Origin of the sequence: Proteus sp. fly-1013 (assembly GCF_040140245.1) — a bacterium.
Lineage (GTDB): Bacteria > Pseudomonadota > Gammaproteobacteria > Enterobacterales > Enterobacteriaceae > Proteus > Proteus mirabilis_B.
The window spans coordinates 181132-193284 of sequence record NZ_JBEEWD010000003.1 but is presented as its reverse complement, the minus strand read 5'-3'; the positions used below and the strand labels follow the sequence as shown (position 1 = coordinate 193284).

At 39.2% G+C, this 12153-nt stretch carries 12 protein-coding genes; 2 read left to right on the top strand and 10 right to left on the bottom strand.

Annotated features, from left to right (window positions below; translation table 11 throughout):
- Nucleotides 1–230: 230 nt before the first annotated feature.
- Complete coding sequence (locus ABN236_RS07530) at nucleotides 231–1220, bottom strand: glycosyltransferase (protein ID WP_349473697.1); 990 nt, start codon at nucleotides 1218–1220, stop codon at nucleotides 231–233.
- Nucleotides 1221–1645: 425 nt separating this feature from the next.
- On the opposite strand from ABN236_RS07530, the gene ABN236_RS07525 reads away from it, so the two are divergent.
- Nucleotides 1646–3019 carry a type II toxin-antitoxin system HipA family toxin gene (locus tag ABN236_RS07525; RefSeq protein ID WP_349473696.1) on the top strand — a complete coding sequence of 458 codons (1374 nt, stop codon included), beginning with the start codon at nucleotides 1646–1648 and terminating at the stop codon, nucleotides 3017–3019.
- Complete coding sequence (locus tag ABN236_RS07520) at nucleotides 3016–3393, top strand: helix-turn-helix transcriptional regulator (RefSeq protein ID WP_270755359.1); 378 nt, start codon at nucleotides 3016–3018, stop codon at nucleotides 3391–3393. Before ABN236_RS07525 ends, ABN236_RS07520 begins: the two co-directional genes overlap by 4 nt.
- A 127-nt stretch (nucleotides 3394–3520) precedes the next feature.
- Here the strand turns inward: ABN236_RS07520 and hycI are convergent, their stop codons facing one another.
- From hycI to ABN236_RS07475, 9 genes are read right to left on the bottom strand one after another with little or no spacing between them, the layout of a single operon-like run.
- Complete coding sequence (gene hycI, locus ABN236_RS07515; RefSeq protein WP_088494546.1) at nucleotides 3521–4021, bottom strand: hydrogenase maturation peptidase HycI; 501 nt, start codon at nucleotides 4019–4021, stop codon at nucleotides 3521–3523.
- Nucleotides 4018–4428, bottom strand: a complete 411-nt coding sequence (locus ABN236_RS07510; RefSeq protein WP_088494545.1) for a formate hydrogenlyase maturation HycH family protein — start codon at nucleotides 4426–4428, stop codon at nucleotides 4018–4020. Before ABN236_RS07510 ends, hycI begins: the two co-directional genes overlap by 4 nt.
- A complete protein-coding gene (locus ABN236_RS07505; RefSeq protein ID WP_072069032.1) occupies nucleotides 4421–5203 on the bottom strand; it encodes an NADH-quinone oxidoreductase subunit B family protein in 783 nt (260 codons plus the stop codon). The genes ABN236_RS07510 and ABN236_RS07505 overlap by 8 nt, the downstream gene beginning before the upstream one ends.
- Complete coding sequence (hyfH, locus tag ABN236_RS07500; RefSeq protein ID WP_069369752.1) at nucleotides 5200–5754, bottom strand: hydrogenase 4 subunit H; 555 nt, start codon at nucleotides 5752–5754, stop codon at nucleotides 5200–5202. Before hyfH ends, ABN236_RS07505 begins: the two co-directional genes overlap by 4 nt.
- Nucleotides 5755–5765: 11 nt before the next feature.
- Entirely contained in the window at nucleotides 5766–7499 is a 1734-nt protein-coding gene (locus ABN236_RS07495; RefSeq protein ID WP_088494544.1) for a hydrogenase large subunit, read from the bottom strand.
- Between the two features lies 1 nt (nucleotide 7500).
- Nucleotides 7501–9069 (bottom strand): hydrogenase 4 subunit F, encoded by a 1569-nt coding sequence (locus tag ABN236_RS07490; protein ID WP_088494543.1) that lies wholly within the window; start codon nucleotides 9067–9069, stop codon nucleotides 7501–7503.
- Between the two features lie 4 nt (nucleotides 9070–9073).
- Complete coding sequence (gene hyfE, locus ABN236_RS07485; protein ID WP_036934333.1) at nucleotides 9074–9724, bottom strand: hydrogenase 4 membrane subunit; 651 nt, start codon at nucleotides 9722–9724, stop codon at nucleotides 9074–9076.
- A gap of 12 nt (nucleotides 9725–9736) precedes the next feature.
- Nucleotides 9737–11188 carry a hydrogenase 4 subunit D gene (locus tag ABN236_RS07480; protein WP_088494542.1) on the bottom strand — a complete coding sequence of 484 codons (1452 nt, stop codon included), beginning with the start codon at nucleotides 11186–11188 and terminating at the stop codon, nucleotides 9737–9739.
- A gap of 6 nt (nucleotides 11189–11194) precedes the next feature.
- The gene (locus ABN236_RS07475) at nucleotides 11195–12145 is read right to left on the bottom strand and encodes a respiratory chain complex I subunit 1 family protein (RefSeq protein ID WP_006536164.1); all 951 of its coding nucleotides are present in this window, start codon (nucleotides 12143–12145) and stop codon (nucleotides 11195–11197) included.
- Nucleotides 12146–12153 lie beyond the last annotated feature (8 nt).

Sequence of the window (12153 nt, the reverse complement as noted above, 5' to 3'; positions counted from 1 at the left end):
ATTCGACAGTTTATTGATTTTACATAAACTTTTATTAAGCAGTAATACTCATTATGGCAAACTTCTAGCAAGTGCACAGTATTTTTCTAATAAATAAGTTATATATTTATCATTGAATTTATTAGTGAGCGCAAAACGAAATAAAGTGACTTTTTAACGAAATTAGATTATTTCATTTTATTTAATATGCACTGAAAATAAAAAAGGCACATTATTGTGCCTTCTTGTGATTATGAATTTAATATTCTTTTTAATTTAAAATAGCGTCGTCCTAGACGCCAACGCAATCTAAAATCTTTCGCATTATTCCAAATTAATGACCATATTCCTCTATCAAAAAACTCTTTAACTATCTTTTTTTTAACTTCAATAGATTGAATAGAACCAATTGAATGGATGATCCCCAACCCCTCTTTTGCTATTTGCCAATAACATGCATTGATATTTTGAGACACTTCCTTATGCTTTTGATTAATAGCATCAAGCATTTCTAATATTTTCATGTAATTATGAATTGTTCTAACATGAATAGAATCATTAGGTGTTGTGTGAGAAACAGATCCAGAGTGAATAAAGTAATCGTAGTAACGCTCATCAATATATTTAACACGTTTAGCGGTTAATAATGCTTCTGTTGTCCACGGAATATCTTGATGATGTAAACCAGGCTCAAAATAATAACCATGAGCAAGTAGAAATTCGCGTCGATAAATATTTAACCAAGTCACATGCAAAAATTTCTTAGAATTTAATGCCATTTCTAGCCATTGTGGCCCAGTTAAAACATCGGTTGAATGTAATCGGTTAGATGGGAATATAGGTCGTGAAGGTCGTCCATCTGCATAGACATAATTACCATTGCAAGTCGCAATATCTAAATCATCAGCAAGAGCGATTTCGAGCAAACGAGAATACATTCTAGCATCGATAACATCGTCAATATCAGGGAAAGCGACGTATTTTCCACGAGCAGCATGAAAACCAGTATTGCGAGCAACGGAAACGCCTTGGTTTTCTTGTGTCAAAATAGTGACATCAGGGAATTTATCTTCCCATTCATAAAGTAATTTCAGTGAATTATCTTTAGAACCATCATTAACAAGAATAAGCTCCCAACTCGGTAGTTTCTGCGCTTGTAAATAGTTAAAAAATTTCGATAAAAATTTCTCACCATTATAAACGGCAACGATAATACTTAATTGAGGTACAAAAGAAGACATAACCAACCTTTTATTCTTTCTAATAAGTAACTTTCGTTCTGAACATATTGGTTAAGGATAGCAAAGATACCAACCTCAATATGGAGCTATTCTTGCTATTCACTCGTTATGCTTAAATAAAAAGTTACTTTTCTGCCGATTCGAAGTAAAAATCATTATTAATAAAGAATAAGTATAGTTAACTTTGAAGATATCCCATGAAGAAAGGGTTAAGGTGGTTTATTTTTTAAAAGAAATAACTAAAGGAAAAATTAAGGTTTATACAGAAAAAACATGTTATCAGTCGTTGTGCTATTTATTAATGAGTAATATAAGTGTCATTAGCACTCATCTTTGCAGTTAACGAGTAATATAAGTGTCATTAAATTCTTTTTTATGCTTTAATGAGTAATATATCACTCATTAGGGTATGAAGGATAATTGATATGGAAAAGATAACATTACAAGCCTTCCTGAATCAAGAATGGACAGATATTGCCATTATTAATTTTCCTAAGTATGACCGCATGTTATATGCCAATAAATATGATATTACTTATCCAATTACAGAGTTGGAGTATGAAACAAGTTATTCAATAGAGCATCTTTATCAAGATGATCACCATGCCGTTTCTATTAATCATCCTGTTGAACTTTATTTTGATGATAATGGCTCACCAGGCTGGCTTAAATTCTTAGATGATATTGTACCTAGTGGAGCGAGTCGGCGATATTGGATCCAATATCTTGATATTGCTGAACTTAGCATTGAACAACAAAATTATAAATTACTTCATAACGGTACGATTTCTCCCATTGGAAACTTAAGGGTGAAAGAGTCATTACCCATACCATCTCCCTTAAATAGAAATCTTTTTTTCACTATTAATGATGTAAAAAATCGAGCGAGTGATTTTTTAGATTATGCTCAACGTAAAGGAGCAGCAGCAGGTGGCGCAACAGGGGCTGGAGGTGAGGCACCTAAGTTATTATTAAGATGCAACGATAATGAGGAAGTTTGGATTGATACTTATCAAGACGATATATCTAATCTTGATAAGCATTATTTAGTTAAGTTTCCTAGAGGAAGCCGTTCAACTGTAGATTGTAATATCTTAAGAGCAGAATATCATTTTTATCACGAACTCACAGATATGGGATTTGATACGATCCCAATTAATGATATGCGTTTAGAAGAAGGTGATAATTACCCTTCTTTATGGCTGCCTCGGTTTGATATAAAAATAGAAGATAACAAAATTATTCGTTTAGCTATGGAGTCCGTCTATTCCATATTGAATAAAGCACCAGGTACAACGCTATATCATGAAACTGTTATCAAAGAATTAATAGATAAGATTACCCACAGTAATATGGTTACTGAATTTGGTTTTCAATTTGATACGGCAAATTTTATTATCGAATGGGTAAGGCGAGATTTATTGAATATTATTTTTGGTAATAGCGATAATCATGGGCGAAATACTTCTTTTATAAGATATAACAACGCAATTTATCTCGCACCTATTTATGATTTTGCCCCAATGAAAGCTGATCCAGAAGGTATTGCTAGAACGACAAAATGGAGCTCTCAAAGTGAAATTGGTGGTGAGTACAATTTTATTAATATTGCAGATTCCTTATCTGATTTTATATCGCCAGAACAATTACTTAAAGCATTAAAAGAAACAGCACAACAATTACTGACTTTAAAAGAAAGATTAGAAATGAGGGATGTACCTACGCAAATTTTGACCATGCCTTCATTTGGCTTTGATTTCATACCTAATAAATTAGAACGCTGGGGATTATTACCATGAACAATGTTGAAAATAAAAATCACATAGATAAATTTCCCACTAGAGCTTCTAAGAATCATCAGTTTGTAGCAACAACTGATAGAAAACAAGTCATTAGCAAGATTATGGCACATCTGTTATTCGGAGAAATAACTCAAGGAGAAGCATTGAAAATGCTAAGGATTAGAGTCCTAGGTTTGAATCAAGATCTTTATGCAAAACTCATTAATGTTTCACGCAAAACCTTATCTGAAATAGAAAATGATAGAGGTAATTACTCTGCTGATATCATTAATAAAGTATTCAAACCTTTTGGCTTAAAGGTAGGACTTGTTCCTTCTTCACCACATGTTTTATCTTTACTATTAAAAGAACGCCTTCCAATTAATGAGTAATATAAGTGTCATTAGCACTCATTTTTGTAGTTAATGAGTAATATAAGTGTCATTAACGAAAAACATCCGCAAAGCGGATGTTTTAGTTTTTATTTATATAAATAATCAGTGGATACTTGTTGTATTTTTATTCTTCAATATCTTCTTCATCGCAGACTTCAAGTTCTGGAAAGTAATCAACTCGCCAAGACTTAATCCCTTGATACACTTCATCAACGGCATTTTTTACCGCTTCGGTCATTGGATAATAAAAACCGACGAGATCGGGCTGGATACCTAAGAAAGTGATATCTGGAATATCATCTTTTAATTGATCGATAAGAAAATTCAGCGGCATATTATGGGTGCTCATAATAAACATTTCCGCTATGTAATCAGGATCTATCACCCTAATTTCACCGGGGTTTAGACCAATATCAGCTGCATCAACAATGACAACACATTGAGGTTGTAGTTCTCTTACTTGATAAGAGACATTTTCAGGTGCACTTCCCCCGTTGATAACAATCCATCCATCAATGGGATTTGCTTCCATTAACTCAGCAAGCAGAGGACCTGCACCATCGTCGCCCATCATGCTGTTGCCAACCGTTAATACCACTTTAGGTGCTGTCATTGCTTTACTCATGGTTTTCTCTTCACAATCAAATAAATAGCAGGTTCTGCGTGGATCTCACCCAGTAATTTAATCAGCGTTTGACTCCATTCACTAAAAATAGGATCGTCATTTTTGATAATAGGATCAAAGGCTAACGCTAATAAGTGAGTATGCTCCGAGTTAATATTGATTTCACCGAATGTCAGCAATCCTTGCATTTTGCGTTTTGCTTCACCTTCAGGTAATAAATCAATCCATGCTTTATATTTTTCTAAAGGACAGACTAGCTCTGTTTTTAGACAATCAATCATACCCACATGGTGACCAATCGCGAGCGAATAGTACATCACCTGTTGCGCTTGCTCAGGAATATCATCATCGCTATCAACAAACTTTTGTCTTAGTGACCAAAAGTAAACTTTAGCGTCATCAGGCATAAATTCCCCCTTGGCTTAATGAATAGACCAGACGTTTTACAATCTCAGATAAACGAGGATCGTTTGCTTGTCGTAGCCATTCATCAACACGTCCACTTACTTCTTGAATAGTGGCACCTTCTAATAAGGTGAGGAAATGATCACTGATTTGTCTTCCTTGATAATAACCAGCAAGACGTCGTGCTTCACGCTCAATCATCACTCGAGCATCTAAAGGAATCGAAGGCAGAATTAGAGATGCTTTCTCATTTTCTACTTCAATGTGTGATTCACCTTTTAATTTTTGGTCTAACAAACCCAGTGCAACAGCAAATCCATAAATCGTTGCCGCTGGTGTTGGAGGACAACCGGGTATCCACACATCAATAGGAACGATAGATTCACTACCACCCCATACACAATAGAGATCGTGGAAAATACCGCCACCACAGCCACAAGCGCCATAAGAAATACAGATTTTTGGATCTGGCGCTGATTCATAAGCACGTAATGCAGGTACACGCATCTGGCGCGTTACTGCGCCAGTGAATAATAAAATATCAGCGTGACGAGGTGAGGCTACCACTTTGATACCAAAACGTTCAGCATCAAAAACCGGTGTAATTGCGGAGAAAATTTCAATCTCACAACCATTACAACCACCACAGTCAACACGATAAACATAGGCTGAACGCTGAATATCTTTCAACAATGTCTGTTTTAGCTTTTGTACCTGATCATCAAGGGTGATCGGTTGGCTAACATGATGATTAATGGGAATTTCTGGTAGACTCATTTTATTGTACTCCCAATTTCGCCCATACTAATATTTTCACGACCATCAGATAACAAGTTATGTTTACGCTTACATTCAGGGCAAGTTTCAAATTGTGGGCGCATCGCTTCAACAGTTTGCTCATCCCAACCTGATTGCACTAATAGTTCCATCGCATATTCAACTGATTTTCTAGGCGTAAATGGTTGATGGCATTCTCGGCAATTCAATAATTTAAAAGTCCCTTTAATATAAAGATCTGACTTTTTAGTCACTGCCGTTTCAAACATATCGGATAAAACAATCGCTCTTGTTGGGCAAACTTCTTCACAACGACCGCAGTAAATACAGCGACCAATGAATAATTGCCAATGACGCTCGCCTGTTTCCAAATTCGTTTCCATCGTTAACGCATTAGCAGGACAGGCTGCGGTGCAAGCACCACAGACAATACATTGCTGTGCATCATATTCAGGCTTTCCTCTGAAACCATCAGGTAAATCCAGAGGCTTAAACGGATATTTGGTCGTTGCTTCGCCTGTTTTGATTATGGTTTTAAACAATTTTAACATCGTTCATTCCCTCACTTGAGCGGCGAATTTTTACGTTCGATGCTGTAACGTTCAATTTCTTTATAAGAAACTGTTTTAGATTTACGTTTTTTCACATCGACGAGCGTTACCCTGTCAGTACAGGAATAACAAGGGTCAAGACTACCGATAATTAACGGCGCATCAGAGACGGTATTTCCTTGCAACATATAACGTAATACAGGCCAGTTAGCATAAGTTGCAGCACGACAACGCCAGCGGAATAATTTTTGGTTATCACCCAACATACTCCAGTGAACGTCTTCGCCTCGTGGTGCTTCAGTAAAGCCTAGTGCAAATTTATAAGGTTGATAAGTAAAGCCTTCGGTTAACAATGGACCTTCTGGCAAATTATCTAAGGCGTATTCAATCATTGCCATTGAATCCAAAACCTCTTTGATACGTACCATCACACGGGAGAATACGTCGCCACCTTCATAACTAAATAGAGTCAGTGGAAGATTGCCATAATCTGCAAATGGGTGGTCAAAACGCACGTCACGTTTAAAGCCACTTGCTCTGATCATTGGACCTACTGGGCTGAAATCACGAGCCACTTTCTTATCTAAAATACCTACGCCGACTGTACGCTGTTCCATATTAGGCGCTGATAGAAGAATATCTACCAGTTCAGTGACTTCTAGACGCATTTCTCTAACTAACTGAATTGTTTTCAGACGCTGATCTTTTAAGATATCGCGACGAATACCACCAATTAAGTTTAAGCCATACGTTTTACGCGCACCGGTCAGCATTTCTGCAATTTGCATTGATTTTTCACGAATACGGAAAAATTGCATAAAACCAGTATCAAAGCCTGTAAAGTGGCTAGCTAAACCAATATTTAATAAATGGCTATGAAGACGTTCGACTTCTAATAAGATAGAACGAATGGTATGCGCACGACGAGGCACTTCAATGCCTAACGCATTTTCAACAGAAGTCACATACGCCACACTGTGAGTAAAACCACAAATACCACACACGCGGTCTGATAAGAATGTAACTTCGTTATAACCCATACGGGTTTCAGCCAGTTTTTCCATACCACGATGAACATAGAACATGCGGTAATCAGCATCGACAATGTTTTCACCGTCTACGAATAAGCGGAAGTGTCCCGGTTCATCTGAGGTAATGTGCATAGGGCCAATTGGTACAACACGTGCATCTTGCTTACCTTCATTCAAGAAAGGATAAGTTTCAACTTCAGTTGCTGGTGCTGGACGTTGGCGGTAATCCATCGCGTCTTTACGCAGTGGATACATCTCTTCAGGCCAGTCATCTGGAAGCACTAAACGACGTTCATCAGGTAAACCAACAGGGATAAGGCCGTACATATCACGGATTTCACGTTCGCCCCACACCGCAGCAGGTACACGCGGTGTTACTGACGGGAATTCTAAAGTGATTGGGCTAACATGGGCTTTTACAACAACCCAGCACTTTTCACCCTCTTCCATTGATAATGCGTAGTAAACAGCATAGTCCCCGTTTAAACTACGTTCATCATTACCAAATAAAACAGGTAACCAACCGCCTAAGCCGTAATACAGGTATTCCACCACTTCAGGAAGTGATTCCGTTTTTACTGTTATCGTCAATTGATCAGCGGTTTGTCGCTCTTCATCAAGAACAGCTGATGGGAATTTTTCACGAACTTTGGCAACATAATCTCCGCCTAATTCTTTTCCCTCTTTTCTACTGACATAATTTTGGTAGCTCACGTTACATCTCCTGAACCGATGTGGATGGATTGCTGATTAAAGCCGTTGGCCATGCATAAGTAGGTGACTCACTTTTATCAATATTCATCACGATATTAGCGGCATTTTCTAACAGCTCGCTAACAGGCTTAGGAATGTGAGTTCCCATTAACAGCATAAGTGCAATCAGAATGACCATTGGTAATGTGGTTAAAATTCCCAGTTCACCTTTAGCAACAACATCAGGTTTTGGACCAAAGACAGTTTTAGCCACCATACGAACTAACCCACCTAATACCACGGTCAATAACAATAATAATAGGATAGTTAAGCCAATGTGCTGAGAAGCTAAACCTGCTACAACAATCATAAATTCACTGATAAAGACGTTGAAAGGAGGCATACCGCCTAACGCTAAAGCACCACCAGCAAAAAGAGCGGCACTTAATGGCATCACTTTAAACATGCCTTTCACGACATTTAAATCACGAGTACCGTATTTCAATAACACGTTACCAGAGCCACAGAACAACAGTGCTTTCGCCAGACTGTGGTTTAAGGTGTGGAATAAAGCAGCCAAAATACCGATCGGTCCACCAATTCCTAATGCGACGGCGATTAATCCCATATTTTCCACACTGGAATATGCTAAAAGACGTTTCATATCACGCTGAATAAGGATAAAGAACGCCGCGATAGCAACAGAGAGGAAGCCAAAGATTAACAATAAGTTACGTGTAAATTCAGTACCAATTGCCGCATCAATAATGATGTAGTAACGAATGATGATTAGCAGTGCACAATTCAGTAGTACAGCTGATAACAGCGCACTGACTGGGCTTGGTGCTTCACTGTGCGCATCGGGTAACCATGCATGCATTGGGAATAAACCCGTTTTGGTACCGAAACCGATTAAAATAAAGACAAAAGCTAAATGCATCAGTGTTGGGTCTAACTGGTCTGTATATTTCAACACTTCAGTCCAGAAGATAGCCTGATCTGGATCAGGCATAAAGCTTGCGGCATTGGCATAAACCAAAATAGTACCGAAAAGGCCAAATGCCACACCCACACTACAAATGATGATGTACTTCCACGCAGCTTCCAGAGAAGAACGTTGACCATAAATTCCGACTAAGAATGCAGAACTCAGGGTTGTTGCTTCAATCGCAGCCCACATTAATATCAAGTTATTACTCGTGATTGCTAATAACATGGTGAATAAAAAGAGGTGGAAGAAACCATAGTAGTTACACAAAGTGCGCACTGAGATTTCACCCTCATCCACTTCATGATTCATATAGCCAATAGAATAAAGCCCCGTTAAAAAGCCGATAATACCTAAGATGGCAAGGAATAATGCGCCGAGGCTATCCACATGAACCCAATTAGCAGCAGCCAATATTTCGCCATGAGACATGACATCTGCCACAGTCCCTAATGCAGCGATTAACAATACGGTGATACCAATAGCATGAATACCCGTCACGACAGGACGCGCACCCGCTTTTAATAACGGACTTAGAAACGCCAGTATTGAAAATACCAACGGTGCAAACATTAAAATTGTTAACATGGTTGTTTGGTTCATCTCCTCACCCCTTCAGCGCGGTCAGTTGATCCACGTTCAGTGTGTTGAGCGTGCGGTAAATCTTACGAGCCAACACTGCCATAACAATCACAGCAAAGATGGCGTCAGTGGCGATACCGATTTCGACCAGTTCTGGTGCTCTCCACGCTAATAGTGCCAGTGTTAAGTGAGAGCCGTTTTCCATTAAGCAGTAACCAAAAGCTTGTTTTAGGATATTTCGTTGAGTCACGATACAAAGCAGACCCAACATAAAGTGTCCTAAAGAAACCGCGAGTGCAGGTTTCAAATCAACAACCATTGGTATTTGAATTGGCTCAACCACAAACCAACTTAAAATAACGATAACAGCAGCCAGCAACATTAAAAGTGCAGGGCTAATAACACTGATATTCGCACTAGGATCGGATAACTTACGGAATGCAAATCCTAAAATAAGTGGCACAAGCAGAACTTTAGTAAAGAAGGCGGTAATCGCCCAAAGTGTGAGTTGGTGTGCATCCAATGTATTGGCTAAAGTGACGAAAATCATCACTAAAACGAAAGATTGTAATGCATAGAACCAACATGAAGCAATCGGCTTTTTAGCGCCAATCACCAGTAGCGAGGTGATCATCATTAACCCCGCCAAATTGTTTACGATAAGTGCTCCAGTCATGATTTATCTCCCTTATCCTAGCCAAGTGACTGCGATAACACTGGATGCAAAGGACATAACAATCAGTATTCCAATCACAATTTGCATTGCCATAGGAACAGGTTGCCCTTGTGCAACTTCTGTACTTGGTTTGCCAGGAACAACACGACCAAACCAGTAGATAAACCAAGTGAAGCTAGCAACAGATTCAATCAGTACTAGCACCATAATTGGTGTCATCACCCAGAAAACACTCGACAGTTCAAAACCTGCGGCAAAAATTGGGAATTTACTAAAGAAACCATTCATTGGTGGAACTCCTGCGATTGCCAGTGCGGCAACACAGAAACCGACACCCAATAATGGATATTTGTTAATTAACCCTTTTAAGCGAGGCAACATACGAGTACCACAGCTATAACTCAGCGCACCCGCAACTAAAAAGAACAAACTTTTAGCGAAGGCATGGTTAAAGATATAAGCGATACCGCCTTCAAACGCTTCGCGCGGTCCAAAGATAGAAATAGATAATGCAAGGAAGATATAAGAGAGCTGAGTGATGGTTGACCATGCTAACAGGCGTTTCATATCTTTTTGTGGCAGATACATCATAAAGCCATAAATCAACGTGATAACCGCCATGGTAATACCCACCCAACCAATAAGATGAGGGACATCACCATCTGCTGACATAATCGCACGAGCAAAGATATAAACACCGACTTTTACCATTGATGCTGCGTGTAAGTAAGCACTCACAGGAGTTGGTGCTTCCATTGCATCAGGTAACCAAGCTTGCAGTGGTAATTGAGCTGATTTACCCCAAGCAGCAAAGAGAATTCCACCAAACACAATCAGTTTGGTTGGTTCATCTAAGGTTGCAATTGCAGTTAACTCAAAGGTACCCGTACTCACAAACAAGGTTGCTGCCGCAAGATAAAGACCGATTGAAGCAACGTGAGTTATCAACAACGCTTTCATTGCTGAGCGGAGTGATTTTTCAGATTGGTAGTAACCGATTAATCCCCAAGAACATCCCCCTGTGATTTCGAAAAACAGGAGTTGACCTAAAATAGTCGATGAAAGGACTAACCCCGCCATTGCACCAATAAAAATCAGTAAAAAGGCATAATAGCGACGAGTACCATCATGTGGATGCTCACGGTTGCCATTGGTCAGATAGCCAGTAGAGTAAAAACTCACTAACAATCCTAAGAACACAACAGCGAAAGCAATCAATGTACTGACACGGTCAATGGTAAAACCAAAGAGCGCAACATCACCATATTGTACTAGCGTAATTGTGGTATCGACTTTACCTTCAGCGAGGAACTGCCAACCTAAAACAACCGTTCCTAATGTGGCTAATAAAGCGAACAGTGTACATAACCACTTCGCCATCCGATTTGGCATTAAGGACGTAATCAACGCCCCCGCAAATGGGATGAGTAAGGTCGCAAGAGCTATATTTTCCATTGTAATCATCGCTCCTTATAGACCGGTTAAATAGAAAACAAGAGCCAGTGCCGCAACACCGAATCCTAACCATGTCACATGGTGAGTCAGTAAAAAGCGACCACGCGCTAAACTGTTTTCAACCAATGACGCTAATACAAACACTACTAACAATTTCACTGCCATTAAAACTAGCGCAATGATCAATGCAATAAAGGTGAATTCTGTTGCTTTACCGAAAGGAATAAAGATGGCTAAGAACAGTTCAGCCACAACCACTTGTTTTAAACCAAGACCCAGTTTTACCATTGCAAAACCAGAGCCTGAATACTCAGTTAATGGCCCTTCTTGTAACTCTTGCTCAGCTTCCGCAACATCGAATGGCATTTTGCCCATTTCGATAAATGCGGCAAAAGCACAAGCTAATAGCGCTAACAGTGTGGCAGTTGGTGATACCCAACCTTGAGCAAGTGTTGCACTGATAGTGCCGACGTTGGTTGAACCCACAATTAAAGCCACCACAATCAGTGATAACACTAAGATTGGCTCAACTAACACACCCAGTGTTAATTCACGGCTAGCACCAATACCCGCAAATGGGCTTCCTGAATCCAAACCAGATAAAGAGAAGAAGAAACGATAAAGTGCAAACAGATAAATCAGTGCGATAAGATCCGCTGCACCCGCAAACAGTGATGTTGCTGTAAAGACAGGCAGCGCCATAGCAACCACCAACATGCTTCCGAGTAACACATATGGCATCACTTGGAAGATCACACCAGATTGCTCAGGTGCTACTGATTGACGTTTAAATAACTTAAAGATATCTCGATAATCTTGCAGAATTCCAGGGCCTTGACGAGAGTGCATCTTGGCGCGAATTGTGCGCGAAATACCTGTACATAATGGGGTTATCGCCAGCAAAAAGAGTGCTTGTATAAGTGCGAATATTCCCATCATTAACGTAGGTGCTTCTTGGAAAGTCATAAGTCCCT